This window comes from Burkholderia sp. AU39826 (assembly GCF_020419965.1).
GTDB lineage: Bacteria > Pseudomonadota > Gammaproteobacteria > Burkholderiales > Burkholderiaceae > Burkholderia > Burkholderia semiarida.
This window is the reverse complement of record NZ_JAIZQG010000009.1, coordinates 45,431-60,751: the sequence shown is the minus strand read 5'-3', so window position 1 is coordinate 60,751 and position 15,321 is coordinate 45,431. Positions and strand designations below refer to the sequence as shown.

The window sequence follows — 15,321 nt, the reverse complement described above, 5'->3', positions numbered from 1 at the left end:
ATGCGGTACGAGGTACGGGAACCTGGGAGATCGATGATGAAGGGCGCGCGCGTCGCCCGTTTCGGGCGCTGGCGTCCGTCGCTGTATCTCGGCCTGCTGATCGCCGCGCATCCGGCGGCCGCGTTCGCCGATGCGGCGCCAGCGGGCGGCGCGGAAGTCCGCAAGGAAGAGGCGGGCGCCGCGCAGCCTGCCGCAGGCGAGTTGAAGGCGATCGCGGTGAACGCATCGCGGGGCGTGGCCGACGATCCGTCGGTGGCGACGGTCGGCAAGATGCCGCTCGCGCTGCGCGAGATTCCGCAGTCGGTCAGCGTGACGACGCGCGAGCGGATCGACCAGCAGAACCTGTTCTCGCTCGACGAGGTGATGCAGCAGTCGGCCGGCGTGACCGTTCAGCCGTACGTGCTGCTCACCACCGCGTACTTCGTGCGCGGCTTCAAGGTCGATTCGTTCGAATTCGACGGCGTGCCGGTCGTGATCGGCGACATGGCGAGCGCGCCGCAGGACATCTCGGTGTACGAGCGCGTGGAAATCCTGCGGGGCGCGAACGGGCTGCTGCACGGCTCGGGCAATCCGGCCGCGACCGTCAACCTCGTGCGCAAGCGTCCGCAATACCAGTTCTCCGCGCATGCGACCGCGAGCGTCGGCAGTTGGGACCGCTATCGCGCGGAAGCCGACATCGGCGGCCCGCTCAATGCGGCCGGCACCGTGCGCAGCCGGCTCGTCGCCGCGTACGAGGATCGCCACTTCTTCTACGACCATGCGAAGCAGGACACGCGTTCGATCTACGGCGTCACCGAAGTCGACGTGACGCGCGACACGCTGCTCACGTTCGGCGCGCAGTACCAGACGACGTCGTCGGTGCCCGACATGTCCGGCGTGCCGATGGCGCGCGACGGGTCGAGCCTCGGCCTGTCGCGCTCGACGTTCCTCGACACCGCGTGGGGCCGCTTCAACTGGGACACGACGCGCGCGTTCGCGTCGGTCGAACAGAAGCTCGGCGCCGGCTGGAAGGCGAAGGTCAGCGGCGAATACCAGAGCGTGCGCTCCGATCTGAAGTACGCGGGTTCGTTCGGCGCGATCGATCCGGCGACGGGCGCCGGCGGCCGGCTGACGGGCAGCGCGTACCAGTTCAGCAGCTACAGCCGCAGCGTCGATGCGAACGTGCAGGGCCCCGTGCATGCGTTCGGGCTCACGCACGACCTGCTGTTCGGCATCACGTATGCGAACAGCAGCAGCGGGCAGATGACGGCGCCGCTGCTCGGCAACGTGGCCGGCACGCCGGTGAACGTGTACCGCTGGAACCCGAGCAGCGTGCCCGAGCCCGGCATCGGGCCGTACCAGCAGTCGCAGCAGAACGACATTTCGCAGAAGGGCGTCTACGGGCTTGGCCGCATCAAGCTCGCGGAACCGGTGACGCTCGTGCTCGGCGGCCGGATGAGCTGGTGGAACCAGGACAGTCTCGGCGCGCACTACAACACCGGCCACCAGTTCACGCCGTATGGCGGGCTGATCTGGGATTTCGCGCGCGACTGGTCGTGGTACGCGAGCTATGCGGAGGTGTTTCAGCCGCAGACCAAGTCGATGTGGGGCGGCGGCATCCTGACGCCGGTGAAGGGGCGCACCTATGAAACCGGCGTGAAGGGCGAACTGGCGGGCGGCAAGCTCGACGTGTCGCTCGCGGCGTTCCGCATCGATCTCGACAACAACCCGCAGGTCGATCTCGCGCATCCGTGCGCGGGGCCGAGCTGCTATTACGTGAACGGCGGCAGCGTGCGCAGCCAGGGCTTCGAATTCGAGGCGAACGGCCGCATCACGCCGTGGTGGAGCGTATGGGCGAGCTACACGTACGACACGATGCGCTATGCGGACAACCTCGCGAACGCGGGCACGTTCGCGCCGCTGCTGAACCCGCGCCACCTGTTCCGGCTGTGGACCAACTACGACCTGCCTTGGCAGGAGCGGCGCTGGAGCATCGGCGGCGGCGTGCAGGTGCAGAGCAGTTATTCGGCGCAGGCGAACGGCGTCACGATGCGCCAGGGCGGCTACGCGCTCGCGAGCGTGCGGCTCGGCTACCGCTACGACAAGCACTGGAGCGCCGCGCTCAACGTCAACAACCTGTTCGACCGGAACTACTACCTGAGCCTGAGCCAGCCGGGCTGGAACAACCGTTACGGGGAACCGCGCAACGTGATGCTGACCGTGCGCGGCCAATTCTGATGGCGTCCGGCTGGGGCGTGCGGGCGGCGATCGCGATCGGCGGCGTGCTGCCGGGTGCGGCCGCGCTCGCGGTGACGCTGGCCCGTCATTACCCCGGCGACGGCCTGAACCGGCTCTATGCGGCCGTGTTGATGACGCTCGTGGCGAGCGTCGCCGCGCTGCTGTGGGTGCTCGTCGCCCCCGGCTGGCGGCAGGCCGCGTGGCGCGCGGGTGCGTGGCTCGCGGTGCTCGTGCCGTGCGCGGTGATCTGGGGAGGGCGCTGACATGGACGCGTCGTCGCGTTCGCGCTGGCGCGCGCTGCATCGCGGCGCCGGCGCGCTGTTCGGCGTGGTGCTGTTCATCGTGCTGTTCAGCGGCACCTGGAGTCTCGCGTTCGATTCGATGCAGGGCTGGTGGCGGCCGCCATCGGTCGCCGTCGCACGGCCGACGCTGCCGCTCGATGCGCTCGTCGCGCGCGCGGCGGCGCTCGGCGTGGCGTTGCGCGACGCGCGCATCGTGCTGCCGCGGCCGGACGATCCGGCCATCCGTTTCTGCGACGCGCGCCAGACATGCACGCTCGCGCTCGATCCGGCGACCGGCACAAAGCTGCCCGATACGGGGCGGGCGAACGTGATCGTCACGCTGCACAAGACGTTGTTCGCCGGTTTCCCCGGGCGCATCTTCGTCAGCCTGTGGGGCATCGTGCTGCTCGTGCTCATCGTCGCGGGCGTCGTCGTGCATCGCAAGCGCTGGCCCGACGCGGCGCGCATCCGGCGCGGCAACGGCTTGCGCGTCGCGCTGTTCGACCTGCACGCGTGGATCGGCCTGTGGGGAATGCCGTGGCTCGTGCTGTTCGCGTTCACCGGCGCGTTGTCGGGGCTCGGCGCGCTCGGCACGGTGTCGCTCGCGGGCATCGCGTATCCGGGGCAGCCGCAGCGTGCGTTCGCGGAACTGCTCGGCGGCCCGCCGCCCGTCGAGGCCGGCGGCCCGTGGCGGCATGCGCCCGATCTCGATGCGCTGCTGCGGCGCGACGCGGCGCGCCGGCCGGATTTCCGGCCCGAAGCCGTTGCGTTGCATCGCTGGGGCGATGTGAATGCGCGCGTCGAGATCGCCGGCACGCGCGCGGGCCTGCCGAGCACGGCCGTGTTCGAGCGCCACCTGTACCGCGCGACGGACGGGCAATGGCTTGCCGATGCGACGTCGCGCGGCCGCGGCTTCTGGCTGCGCGCGTTCATCGCGGTGCAGCCGCTGCATTTCGCGCAATACGGCTGGGTCGGTGCGGCGGGTGGAGTGCTGCGCGTGCTGCATTTCCTGATGGGGCTCGCCGCGTGTGCGCTGTGCGCGACGGGGCTGCATCTGTGGATCGAGCGGCGGCGCGCGCAGCGCGATCGCTCGGCGCACTTGCTGGCCGCCGCCGCGGTCGGTGTGTGCGGCGGGCTGGTGCTCGCGGGCGGCGTGCTGCTGTTCGCTGGCCGTGCGTTGCCCGACGGCGTGCACGTCGATCATGCGCTCGCGCTGCTGTTCTGGGCCGTGTGGGGCGGCGCGATTGCGCTCGCCGCGTGTGTCGCCGATCGCGCGGCATGGCTGCGTGTGCTGATGCGTGCGGCCGGCGCCGCCTACGCGCTCGCCGGCGCGACCCATTGCGCGCTCGCGCTGCTGAGCGTGGGCCAACCCGTGTACTGGCCGATCGACCTGGCGCTCGTCGCATTCGGCGCGTTGCTGCTGCGGGCGGCGCGCCGTCCGCGGCGCGACGCGATGCAGCCGGCGCGCATGCCGGCCGGCGCCGAACCTTTTTAACCTCATGCAACTGGAGACTCCGATGCGCGATCTGCTCGAACATCGCCGCCTGGTCATCACGATCACGCTGCTGTACCTGTCACAGGGCATCCCGATCGGCATCGCGATGGACGCGATGCCGACGCTGCTGCGCCACGACGGCGCGCCGCTTCACGCACTCGCGTTTCTGCCGCTCGTCGGCCTGCCGTGGGTCGTGAAATTCCTGTGGGCGCCGGTCGTCGACAACCGCTGGTCGCCCCGCATCGGCCGCCGGCGCAGCTGGATGCTGCCGATGCAGACGATCGTCGTGCTGTGTCTCGTCAGCCTCGCGCAGATCGGGATGACGGTCGCGACGGCGGGCTGGGCGGTCGGGCTGCTGGCCGTCGCGTCGTTCGCGAGCGCGACGCAGGACATCGCGAACGACGGCATGGCCGCCGAGCATTTCAGCGGCGACACGCTCGCGAGGATCAACGCGATCCAGATCGCGGGCGTGATGATCGGCTTCTTCGGCGGCGGCGCGGGCACGTTGACGCTGATCGGCCTGTTCGGCCAGTCAACCGCGTTTCTCGCGCTGGCGGCCGTCCCGCTCGCGAGCCTCGTCTGCGTGCTGTGGCTCTTGCCGCGCGACGCGGATCGTGCCCGCGCCCGGCCCGAACACGCGGCGAGCCTCGTGCGCTTCGCGAAGCGGCCGCGCTCGTGGTCGCTGCTGTCGCTCGCGCTGCTGTCGGCGATGACGGCCGTATCGGGCTTCGGCCTGTCGAAGCTGTTCCTCAACGACGCGGGCTGGTCGCTCGACGCGATCGGCAAACTCGGGATGGCCGGCGGTGTCGTGACGGTCGTGCTCGGATGCGGCGGCGGCGCGTGGCTCGTCAGGGCGCTCGGCCTGTGGCGCGCGTTTACGGCCGGCGTGAGCTGCGCGGGCGCGGCGGCGCTGCTGTGGTTCGCGCAGTCGAGCGGGTGGCTGCCGGTGTCGCCGTCGTGGGCATGGCTCTGCACGGTGCTCGGCTCGCTGGCGACGGGCATCACGTCCGTGTCGATCATGACGGCCGGCATGCGCTTCGCGGGCGGCAGCGATCAGGCAGGCACCGACGTGACGGCCGTGCAGAGCACGCGCGATCTCGGCGAGCTGATCGCGTCGTCGACGATCCTGTCGCTGACCGCGAAGGTCGGTTATACGGGCGGGTTTCTCACCGGCGTCGCGCTGGCGGTGCTGGCGGCGCTGATCGCGATGAAGCTGCGGCGGCGCGAGGCCGCGTATGCGATGAAGGGGGACGATGCGCTGGTGTCGTGACGGCTGCGCGGCCGGTGCACGGTGCACGGTGCGGGGTGCGCACCGTGCCGTAGCGCGCCACATCGCGTGCGGCTCAAGCGCGGCTCAAGCGCCGCGCCGCCAGCAATGCGATGACGAGCAGCACCGCGACATACGCGGCGACGCCCGTCCACGCGCCGTGTTGCCAGAACGCGCCGCCGACCGAGCCGAGCACGCTCGACCCGACATAGTAGGCGAGCAGATACAGCGAAGCCGCATGCCCCTTCGCGGCGCCCGCGAGCGCGCCGACCCAGCCGCTCGCGACCGAATGGGCGACGAAGAAGCCGATCGTCACGAGCACGATGCCGACGACGATCGCGACGAGCGAATGCGACAGCGTCAGCGCGAGGCCCGCCGCGAACACGACGATGCCGCTCACCAGGACCGGCGCGCGCCCGAGGCGATCGGCGAGCGCGCCGGCGCTCGATGACGACACCATGCCGAACAGGTACGCGCCGAAGATCAGCCCGCACGCGGTCGGGCCCAGGTTGAACGGCGCGGCCATGAGCCGGAATCCGGCGTAGTTGTAGATCGTCACGAACGCGCCCATCACGAGGAAGCCGATCGAGAACACGAACGGCAGGCGTGCGTGGCGCAATTGCGCGTGCCACAGCCGCAGGTGGTGACGCAGCGTCAGGTCGGTGCGCTTCACGAAGCGTCGCGACGCCGGCAGCAGCATCACGAATGCGAGCGCCGCGAGCAGATCGACGACGCCGATCGACAGCATCGCCGTGCGCCACGAGAAGTGCTCCTCGAGCGCGCTCATCCCGATCCGTCCGATCATGCCGCCGAACGCGGTGCCGCCGACATAGAGCCCCATCGACAGGCCGAGCCCGTCGGCGGCGATTTCTTCCGCGAGATAGGCCATCGCCACCGCCGGCACGCCGCCGAGCGCGAAGCCTTCGAGCGCACGACAGAGCAGCAGCAGGTGCCAGCTCGGCGACCACGCGGCGAGCAGGTTGAACAGCGCGGCCAGCGTCATCGACGCGAACATCAGCCCGCGCCGCCCGACCCGTTCGGACAGCGCGCCGGCGCACAGGATCGACACCGCGAGCATTCCGGTCGACAGCGATAGCGACAGCGAACTCGACGCCGCGCCGACGTTGAACTCGCGTGCAAAGGCGGGAAGCAGCGGCTGCACGCAGTACAGCAGCGAGAAGGTGGCAAAGCCGGCGAGGAACAGCGCGAACGCGATGCGCTTGTACGCGGCCGAGCGCGGGGACACGCCGGCCGGCAGCGCATCGGGCGTGGTGTTCTGCGTGCCGGGCATGGAGCGGGAAATCGAAGCGGAGGACATGAGGGCACTCGATGTGCGACGGAATACACGAATTCTTGCGCACGGTCATGTATATGTCCAATATATGAAATGAACCGCAGCAATATGTTTTAACACTGGCTGACCGGCCAGCCCGACTCATCGCGAGGTCACGTCACGCATGGAACTCCGGCATCTGCGCTACTTTCTGGCCGTCGCGGCCGCGTCGAATTTCACGAAGGCCGCCGAAGCACTCGGCATCGGCCAGCCGCCGTTGAGCCAGCAGATCAAGGCGCTCGAGAACGAGCTCGGCGTGGAACTGTTCAAACGCACCGCGCGCGGCGCCGAGCTGACGCTGGCGGGCGAAGTTTTCGCGGAAGAGGCGCGGCGCGTGCTCGACGATGCCGAGCGCGCGGCACGGGCGGCCCGGCGCGCCGCGCGCGGGGAAACCGGCCATCTGCGCGTCGGCTTCACCGGGACGGCTGCATTCAATCCGAAAGTGTCGGATCTGATTCGCCGCTTTCGCGAGGCGTTTCCGGATGCGGAACTGACGTTGCAGGAAGCGACGTCGGGCGTGCTGCTGGAGGCGCTGGAGGCCGGGCGCCTCGACGTCGCGATCGTGCGGCCGGAGCGCCGTGTCGCCGCGACGCTGCGGGTATCCGATTGGGACGAGGAGCCGATGTTCGTCGCGCTGCCCGTCGCGCACCGGCTGGCGCAGCGGCGGCGCGTCGAACTGGCGGAACTCGCCGACGAGTCGTTCGTGCAGGTGCCGCGCGCGGCCGGCGCCGCGCTGTTCGACGATATCGTCGCGGCGTGCAAGGCTGCCGGGTTCGAGCCGCGCATGGGGCAACCGGCGCCGCAGATCGCGTCCGCGGTGACGCTGGTGGCGGCTGGCCTCGGCGTATCGGTCGTGCCGAAGGCGATTACGCAGGTGCAGGTGCCCGGGGTCGTATACCGGCCGTTCGCGGGCAACCGGTTTCGCGCGAGGCTCGCCATTGCGTCGCGGTGCGACGAGCCGTCCGCGGTGGTGCGGAATTTTCTGCTGCTCGCGTAGCGGGCAACAAAAAACCCGCGAAGCCAAGTGCTGTCGCGGGTTTCGGAAATGCGGGAATGCGAGGAAAACGCATCTGGTGCCGACGGCGAGACTCGAACTCGCACAGCTTTCGCCACTACCCCCTCAAGATAGCGTGTCTACCAATTTCACCACGTCGGCACTGCAAGGGGCGCAATTCTAACGTCACATCGCGCGTTTGTGAAGGGGGTATGGCAAGGTCGTGTACGGGCGCCCGATCGATCCCGGTAGAATTCGTCCGATCGACCCGACGGGTCCCCGCAACCGCCACCCGTTTTTCTCCCCGTGACCCACACCCTCGAACAACTGCAGGCCGGACAACTGTCGGGCGCGCGGCAACTGAAGCTCGCGTGCGGACTGACCGAATTTCCGCGCGAGATCTTCGATCTGGCCGATACGCTCGAAGTGCTCGACCTGACCGGCAATGCGCTGTCCGCGCTGCCGGACGACCTGCCGCGGCTGCATCGGCTGCGCATCCTGTTCGCGTCGGGCAACCGCTTTACCGCGTTCCCCGACGTGCTCGGCGCGTGCGATCGGCTCGACATGATCGGCTTCAAGGCGAACCGGATCCGCACCGTGCCGCGCGGCGCGCTGCCGCGTGCGCTGCGCTGGCTGATCCTGACCGACAACGCGATCGACGAACTGCCGGCCGATATCGGCGACTGTGCGCGCTTGCAGAAGCTCATGCTGGCCGGCAACCAGTTGCGTGCGCTACCCGTGGAAATGGCCGCCTGCCGCGCGCTGGAACTGGTGCGCCTGTCGGCGAACCGGCTCGATGCGTTGCCCGACTGGCTGCCGCGCCTGCCGCGTCTCGCATGGCTTGCGGTGGCCGGCAATCCGTTCGGCGCGGCGCCGGAGGCCGCGGCGTCCGCCGGGCCGGACGTCGCGGAGATCGACTGGGCCGCGCTGTCGTGCGAACAGAAACTGGGCGAGGGCGCGTCGGGCGTGATTTACCGCGCGCAATGGCGTGCGGACGGCCATCCGCCACGGACGGTCGCGGTGAAGCTGTTCAAGGGTGCGGTGACGAGCGACGGCCTGCCCGATTGCGAAATGGCCGCGTGCCTGCATGCCGGCCGCCACCCGAACCTGATTCCGGTGATCGGCAAGGTGCGCGGGCATCCGGACGGCACGCACGGCCTCGTGATGGAGCGGGTCGATCCTGCGCTGACGAACCTCGCCGGGCCGCCGAGCTTCGCGTCGTGCACGCGAGACGTCTATGCCGCCGATGCGACATTCGATCCGGCGCAAGCGCTGCGGATCGCGCACGGCATCGCGTCGGCGGCCGGCCATCTGCACGCGCGCGGCATCATGCATGGTGACCTGTATGCGCACAACATCCTGCACGACGGCGCGGGCGGCGCGCTGCTCGGCGATTTCGGGGCGGCTTCGCTGTACGACGTGAACGAGCGCACGCGCGGCGCAAGGTTCGAGCGGCTCGAAGTGCGCGCATTCGGCTATCTGCTCGGCGAATTGCTCGAACGCTGCGAATCGCGCACCGGCGCGCTCGACGCGCTGGCGGCGGCGTGCGTGAACGAGGACGTCGATGCGCGGCCGTCGTTCGACGAGATCACGGCCGCGCTGGCCGCTCGGATGCGCTGACGGGTGGCGCCGGCTTACGCGTGCCGCGCGGTCAGCAGCTTGATGCCGAGCCCGACGAACAGCAGCCCGCTCGCGCGCTTGAGCGCGCGCACCGCGCGGCTCATGCCGACACCGCGATGCAGGCGGCGCACGCCGGCCGAATAGACGCTGTGAACGACCACGACCATGCAGGCGATCGTCGCGTACATCACGACGAACTGCAGCGCGAGCGGGCGGTCGTGCACGATGAACTGCGGCATGAACGCGGACAGGAAGATCATCGTCTTCGGATTGCTGCCCGACACGAGCAGCGCTTCGCGGAACAGCTTCCGGCGATCGGGCACGGCGATCTCCGCGGCGCTGCTCGATGCGCTGGCGCGGCGGTCGCCGCGCAACTGCCGGACACCCAGGAAGATCAGGTACGCGGCGCCGATCACCTTCATCGCGACGAATAGCGGCGGCATCGCGGCCAGCACCGCGCCGACGCCGAGCGCGACGAGCAGCACGACCACGCCCTGCGCGACGAGGTTGCCGGCGATCGTCGCGGCGGTGCCGTGCGCGCCGTAGCGCACCGTGTTGCGGATCACGAGCAGCACGTTGGGCCCCGGCGACAGCGTCGTGGCGAGATAGGCGGCGGCAAACAGCATCCAGGTCTGAACGGACATGCGGCGCTCCGAGAGGCGGTTCCGGCGGTTGGGGTGAAGCGATGGTGCCACGCCAATAATGGCGCGCGCCGCTGCCGGAACCGTGCCGCGCCGCGCGTCAGCGCGCGTCGCGCATGCAGTACGCGGGAATCGGCGGCGGCGTGTCGATCGCGGCAGGCCGCGTCATCCACGCGATCCACGCGGCCCATGACCCGCAGGCGATCAGTACCGCGACATTCAGCGGCGTCCGGTAGCGGACGATCAGGTCGGCCAGCGGCAAGCGGTTTTTCATCAGCATCTCCTTCTGTCGTGAGCCGGCGGCGTTACTGGCCGGCGTAGGTCGGCGCCTTCGCGTCGCAGGTCACGGACACGGTCGAGCCGTCCGCGAAATGCAGCCGGACCGGCACCTTCGCGCCAGGCGCGACGGCCTGGCGCGGCTCCTCCAGCATCACGTGATAGCTCTTCGGCTTGAACGTCAGCGTGCCATGCGCGGGTACGACCACCGAGTCGACGTGAACCATCTTCGCGGTGCTGCCGCTCGTCCGCGTTTCATGCACCATCGCCATCCCGTATGCGGGCGTGTCGATACCGGTCAGCGTCGCGGGTGCGTCGCCGTCGTTCTTCAGCGTGAAGTAGCCGGAGGACGGTACGGTCGCCGGCATCGTGCGGATCCAGCAAGCATCGGCCTGGATGGCCGGCGCGGCGAACGTGGCGGACGCGTGCAGCGCCAGCGCCGCGAGCAGGCCGGTCGGAATCGAGTGTTTCATCGTGTGTTCTCCTTGTCGGGTGCGATGCCGAGGGCATCGATGCGAATGCGCCCGGCATCGAGCGCCGACGCGCATCGCGTGGGTGACATGCGTTACTTCAGCGTGAATGCGTAGCGGCCGTGCGTGCGATGGCCGTCGCTGGCCACCGCGATCCACGCGACGGTGTAGGTGCCGGGCTTCAGGCTCGTCAGCGCGACGCGCATCCGCTTCCGGTTGCCGGCATCGACGGCCGACTTCCCGTCGACGACCGATTGCCCGTGGCTGTCGGTCACGGCGATCGAGCTGAACGCCGGCTCGAGCGCCTCGCCGAAATCGATCGTGACCGCGTGCGGCGCGCTCGACAGCGTGGCGTTGGGGGCCGGGTCCTGCGTTTTCGGAAGCGCATGCGCATGGGCGGCGTGGATGACGACGAAGCCGAGCGCGGCGAGTGCGCCGCGAGCGAAAGTGGCGGTTTTCATGGGTGGATGAGCGAGTGACGAATCGGATGGAACAGACGGATTCGACGGACGGCTGCGCGCGCGGCATCGCGGCCGGTGGCGGTCGGTACGAACGTGCGCGTCCGGACATTCGCATGCGGGCGAATGCAGGCGCGGCCATCCGGGCCGCAGACGGCCAACCACGCGCCCGGCACGACGCCGCGCGCAGCAGGGTGACACATGATGATCGTCCTTCGAAACGTGACATGTCGCGCACGCGGGCGGCGTGCGCAGGCTGCGCGATGCGCTGCGGCATCACGCTAAATGACGACGGATCAGGACGCGAACGGCGGGGCGCGCGGTTGCGCGGCCGTGAGCGGCAGCGCGCGGCGCAGGCTTTCGAAGCGGGTCGCCGCGCGATGCTCGATCGCGTGCACGTGGGCCGCGAACGTCAACTCGGGCGCGGGCAGCGCGGGCGTGTGGGCAAGCAGGCTGCAGTAGCCGCATGCCTGGAGATGGGCCTGCAGGTTTTTCGTCGACGCGTCGGCGGAGCGGTCACCAGCGGCCGGCGCGGCCGAACAGTAGCCGGCCAGCAGTGCGTCGACGCGCCCTTGCGTGGTCAGCGCCTGCGAGATCGTCGGCGCGAGCGCCGTCATCAGGATGGCGAGCATCCCGATCAGACTGCCGATCTTCCGGAGACGACGACTCAGCATGCGATGCGCGGCGGCGGGTGGACGACGATGGAGCGGATTATGCCACGCACGTCGATTCGCGAGTCGGCCGGCGCGTGCGGCATCGCGGCGCGCTACGCGTGCTTCGCCAGATACTTCGCGATCAGCGTCATCTGCGCGGCCCAGCCCTGGTCGTTCATGTCGCGCGCCGTCGCGCGACGCGCTTCGATCAACTGGTCGAAGCCTGTTTCGGTGACCGTGAGCAGCGTACCGCCGGCTTGCGCCGCGAGCGTGAACGTGACGAGCGTCATCGGCTCGGACGCGTAATCGACATTCGGATCGATCGCGAACGGATGCCAGCGAAACGAGAACAGTCGTTTTGGCTCGATACGATCGACGACGATTTCGAACACGGTGCCAGCGTAGGGCTCCTGCGCCTTGGCGACGTCGTCGTCGACGCGGGTCGGCGTGATGCGGCCGAACAGCGGCTGGCCGGCCTCGAACGGGCCGTCGAACGCGACGCCGAACCACTGGCCGAATTCGTCGGAATCGCTGACGGCCGCCCAGACGCGGTCGGGCGGTGCGGCGAGCAGCGTCTGTTTTTCGATGCGATCGGTTGGCTGGGCCATCACGTTCTCCATGCAGGATCGAGCGTTGCAGGACGACGTGCGCGGGCGCACGCCGCGTCTAGTCGAGCATGACCGCGTCGGGCACGTCGAGCACGAGATCCGACGTGGCGACGGCCACGCACGGCAGCGTATAGCCGTCGGCCTTTTCCTCGCGGGAGAGCCCCGGCCATTCGATCGTATAGCGTACGCTGCCGCTGACGATCCGGCAAAGGCAGCTTCGGCACGTGCCGTTGCGGCACGAGCGCGGCAGCGACACGCGCGCGAACGCGGCGGCTTCGAGCACGGTCAGCGAATCGGGCGCGTCGAAGGTTGCGCCGAGCGGGTCGATGCGCACGAGAGGCGGGTGTTCTGGATCGGTCATGACTGAAGCGGGCGGCGGTTCGGCGGCAACGCGGCAAGGATACCCGAACCCGCCGGCGGCCGACGGCCGCCCGCCGCGGGTGTCAGTGCCGCCGCAGATACCGGTACACGGTATTGCGCGCGAGGCCGAGCTCGCGCGCGGCCGCCGATACGTTGCCGCCATGGCGCGCGAGCACCGCGTCGATCATCGCGGCCTGATGGCTCTGCAGCGTCGTGCCTTCGCGCCTGCCCGCCGACGGGACCGATGCGGCTGCCGCCGGCGCAGCCGGCGCATCGTCGCAGTCGAGCCAGAAATCGTCGGGCAAATGCGCGAGCGTGATTTCCGCTTCGTCTTCGGCGAGCATGCCGGCCGTGCGCAGCACGTTGGTCATCTGCCGCAGGTTGCCGGGCCAGCGGTGGCGCGCGAATGCGTCGAGCACGTCGGCCGCGAGGCGGCGCGGCATCGGCTCGCTGCGCGCGAGCCGCGCGAGGATCCGTTCGACGAGCGCGGGCAGGTCGGTGCGCGTCGCGAGCGCCGGCAGCGTGACCGCGAGCCCGTTGATCCGGTAGAACAGATCCTCGCGGAACGTGCCCTCCGCGATCATCGCGCGCAGGTCACGGTGGGTCGCGCACACCACGCGCACGTCGACCGGCACCGCGCGTGCGCCGCCGAGCGGCATCACCGCGCGCTCCTGCAGCACGCGCATCAGCCGCACCTGCTGCGCGAGCGGCATGTCGCCGATCTCGTCGAGAAACAGCGTGCCGCCGTCGGCCTGCGCGATCTTGCCGGGGCTGCCGCGCTTGCGTGCGCCGGTGAACGCGCCGTCTTCATAGCCGAACAGCTCGGCCTCGATCAGCGAATCGGGCAGCGCCGCGCAGTTGACCGCGACGAACGGGCCGTCCGCACGCGGCGACGCCTGGTGCAGCGCGCGGGCGAGCCATTCCTTGCCGGTGCCGGTCTGGCCGAGGATCAGCAACGGCAGGTCGCGCCCGCGGATCTTCGCGACGCGTTCGAGCACGGCGGCCATGCGCGCGTCGCCGGTGTCGAGCGTCGCGAACGTGATCGCATCGGGGTCCGGTGCGCGCATGCGTGCGGCCGGCGTGGGCGGCGTGACGGCGACGGTCGTTTTCTGCGCTTCCGGGAATTCGCAGCGTGCGAGCACGCGCACGCCGGTCGACAGCGTGAGGCGGAACGTGGCGCCCGGCGCGCGGGCGGCCTGCCGCGCGAGCTCGCCAAAGCGCATGCTGAACAGTGCGTCGCTGGCCTGGTGCTGCAGGGTGTCGAACGACGCGCCGAGCTGAAACTGGGCGCTGCGGTTCGCGGCGATCAGCCTGCCGTCGGCGCCGAATGCGACGAGCCCGGCGAACAGCGAATCGACGCAATCCTCGTGTGCGTGAAAGCGCAGCCGCAGCGCTTCACCGCACTGGTTCGCGAACAGGTGGTTCTCGATCAGTTGCGCGGACATCCGCACGAGCGCGAGCGTATGCGGGCTGGAGCCGCGCGGGTCGCCGCTCACGTCGAGCGTGCCGAGCGTGCGGCCGAACGGATCGACGATCGGCGCACAGGCGCAGGTGAGGATATGGTTCGCGCGCAGGAAATGTTCGGAACCGTGCACGACGACGGCCTGGCCGGACGCGAGCGCGGTGCCGATCGCGTTCGTGCCGCGCGCGCCTTCGGCCCACGACACGCCGTCGCACAGCGCGACGCGGTTCGCTTTTTCGATGAAGTCCGCGTCGCCGATGCTGTGCAGGATCACGCCGTCGGCGTCGGTCAGCAGCACGAGGCTTTGCGTATCGGCGATCTGCGCGTGGAGGTCCTCCATCACCGGTCGCGCGTGCGAGAACAGCGTGTGATTCGTGTCGAGCAGTTCGCGCAGCGCGACGCGCGACAGCGGCGAGAAATCGGGGCGTTCGTGCGCGCGCAGGCCGACCGCGGTCGAACGCGCATGCGCCTGCGCGAGCAGGTCGGTACGTCCCGCGGTGGCGGGCAGCACGAAGGGTTGCGGCATGGCTTGTCTCCTGTTCCCGGGGCCGCCGGGGCAACCGGATCGGCATCGGCGGCGGAGTGCGGCTCCGCTCGCGGCGCACCATTCGGCGCGCCAGCCGTCCGGCCGGGTACGCATCATCATACAAGCGCCACGTGCGATGCGCGACTGCCAACAAAATCCCCTTGCTTTTAAGCGCCCGCCTGCAATGATGGAAATGGAGCACGCGCGCGCCGTGTTCCGCGGTGCAACATGCATGCGACGCGACATGCATCCGTTCGGGAGACGCATCATGGTTCGGGCGGAACTGAGAGTCGTGCTGGCGGCCATCGCCACTTTCATCATGCTGGGCGGCATTGCCGTGGCGATCCACGGGTTGCTGTTCGATCTGACCGATGCGGTGAGATACGGGGCGGCCGCGATTGCGGTGGGCGTCACGACCGCCGCGATCGCGCTCAACGTCTGGCCGACCGATCCGCACTGACGTCCGTTGGCGAAACAGTGCCGGATGCCGCGCAGATCAGACGAAATGCGCGTCGGAACGACGCACACCGAAATTTTTGTCTCCCGCGCGAAACCGTCTAAAGTGGAATTCAACCGGCATGCATCGACCGCGCCACACTCCGCGGCCGGGGCCTCCGCCGGCGAGCCCGCGTGCATTTCGTCCGGCCGGTAGCGGACGAC

Annotated in this window: 16 protein-coding genes and 1 tRNA gene; 7 read left to right on the top strand and 10 right to left on the bottom strand. The window is 69.7% G+C overall.

The genetic code is table 11. The features are described 5' to 3' along the window. The first annotated feature begins 33 nt into the window (after positions 1–33). The 4 genes from LGM42_RS17700 to LGM42_RS17685 are packed head-to-tail and all read left to right on the top strand — an operon-like array spanning position 34 to position 5,263. Complete coding sequence (locus tag LGM42_RS17700) at positions 34–2,217, top strand: TonB-dependent siderophore receptor (RefSeq protein WP_226232767.1); 2,184 nt, start codon at positions 34–36, stop codon at positions 2,215–2,217. Further along, positions 2,217–2,480 carry a hypothetical protein gene (locus tag LGM42_RS17695; protein ID WP_226232766.1) on the top strand — a complete coding sequence of 88 codons (264 nt, stop codon included), beginning with the start codon at positions 2,217–2,219 and terminating at the stop codon, positions 2,478–2,480. Before LGM42_RS17700 ends, LGM42_RS17695 begins: the two co-directional genes overlap by 1 nt. A 1-nt stretch (position 2,481) precedes the next feature. Continuing rightward, positions 2,482–3,993 (top strand): PepSY-associated TM helix domain-containing protein, encoded by a 1,512-nt coding sequence (locus tag LGM42_RS17690; protein ID WP_226232765.1) that lies wholly within the window; start codon positions 2,482–2,484, stop codon positions 3,991–3,993. Positions 3,994–4,015: 22 nt separating this feature from the next. After that, the gene (locus LGM42_RS17685) at positions 4,016–5,263 is read left to right on the top strand and encodes a RhtX/FptX family siderophore transporter (RefSeq protein ID WP_226232764.1); all 1,248 of its coding nucleotides are present in this window, start codon (positions 4,016–4,018) and stop codon (positions 5,261–5,263) included. Between the two features lie 73 nt (positions 5,264–5,336). On the opposite strand, the gene LGM42_RS17680 is transcribed toward LGM42_RS17685, so the two are convergent. Then, the gene (locus tag LGM42_RS17680; protein WP_226232763.1) at positions 5,337–6,578 is read right to left on the bottom strand and encodes an MFS transporter; all 1,242 of its coding nucleotides are present in this window, start codon (positions 6,576–6,578) and stop codon (positions 5,337–5,339) included. 139 nt (positions 6,579–6,717) lie between these two features. Here LGM42_RS17680 and LGM42_RS17675 point away from each other — a divergent pair, with 139 nt between their 5' ends. Beyond that, a complete protein-coding gene (locus LGM42_RS17675; RefSeq protein WP_060011876.1) occupies positions 6,718–7,590 on the top strand; it encodes a LysR family transcriptional regulator in 873 nt (290 codons plus the stop codon). 74 nt (positions 7,591–7,664) lie between these two features. Here the strand turns inward: LGM42_RS17675 and LGM42_RS17670 are convergent. Continuing rightward, positions 7,665–7,749: transfer RNA gene (locus tag LGM42_RS17670), tRNA-Leu, on the bottom strand. 144 nt (positions 7,750–7,893) lie between these two features. Here LGM42_RS17670 and LGM42_RS17665 point away from each other — a divergent pair. Further along, entirely contained in the window at positions 7,894–9,207 is a 1,314-nt protein-coding gene (locus tag LGM42_RS17665; RefSeq protein WP_226232762.1) for a leucine-rich repeat-containing protein kinase family protein, read from the top strand. Positions 9,208–9,221: 14 nt separating this feature from the next. Here the strand turns inward: LGM42_RS17665 and LGM42_RS17660 are convergent, their stop codons facing one another. From LGM42_RS17660 to LGM42_RS17625, 8 genes are all read right to left on the bottom strand, one after another. After that, positions 9,222–9,851, bottom strand: coding sequence for a LysE family translocator (locus LGM42_RS17660; protein ID WP_060310576.1), 630 nt, complete (start codon positions 9,849–9,851; stop codon positions 9,222–9,224). 97 nt (positions 9,852–9,948) lie between these two features. Continuing rightward, on the bottom strand, positions 9,949–10,122 hold the full coding sequence (locus LGM42_RS17655; protein ID WP_167351648.1) for a hypothetical protein: 174 nt from the start codon (positions 10,120–10,122) through the stop codon (positions 9,949–9,951). A 31-nt stretch (positions 10,123–10,153) separates the two neighbouring features. Further along, positions 10,154–10,597, bottom strand: coding sequence for a copper chaperone PCu(A)C (locus LGM42_RS17650; protein WP_059584498.1), 444 nt, complete (start codon positions 10,595–10,597; stop codon positions 10,154–10,156). Positions 10,598–10,689: 92 nt separating this feature from the next. After that, positions 10,690–11,055, bottom strand: coding sequence for a copper resistance protein CopC (locus LGM42_RS17645; RefSeq protein WP_226232761.1), 366 nt, complete (start codon positions 11,053–11,055; stop codon positions 10,690–10,692). Between the two features lie 293 nt (positions 11,056–11,348). Then, on the bottom strand, positions 11,349–11,726 hold the full coding sequence (locus LGM42_RS17640; RefSeq protein ID WP_226232760.1) for a DUF2946 domain-containing protein: 378 nt from the start codon (positions 11,724–11,726) through the stop codon (positions 11,349–11,351). A gap of 92 nt (positions 11,727–11,818) precedes the next feature. Beyond that, positions 11,819–12,313 (bottom strand): SRPBCC family protein, encoded by a 495-nt coding sequence (locus LGM42_RS17635; protein ID WP_059585090.1) that lies wholly within the window; start codon positions 12,311–12,313, stop codon positions 11,819–11,821. 58 nt (positions 12,314–12,371) lie between these two features. Further along, the gene (locus tag LGM42_RS17630) at positions 12,372–12,674 is read right to left on the bottom strand and encodes a 2Fe-2S iron-sulfur cluster-binding protein (RefSeq protein WP_226232759.1); all 303 of its coding nucleotides are present in this window, start codon (positions 12,672–12,674) and stop codon (positions 12,372–12,374) included. A gap of 82 nt (positions 12,675–12,756) precedes the next feature. Then, entirely contained in the window at positions 12,757–14,661 is a 1,905-nt protein-coding gene (locus LGM42_RS17625; protein ID WP_226232758.1) for a sigma-54-dependent Fis family transcriptional regulator, read from the bottom strand. A 184-nt stretch (positions 14,662–14,845) separates the two neighbouring features. Here LGM42_RS17625 and LGM42_RS17620 point away from each other — a divergent pair, with 184 nt between their 5' ends. Next, positions 14,846–15,121, top strand: coding sequence for a DUF2964 family protein (locus LGM42_RS17620; protein WP_226291178.1), 276 nt, complete (start codon positions 14,846–14,848; stop codon positions 15,119–15,121). Positions 15,122–15,321: the final 200 nt, after the last annotated feature.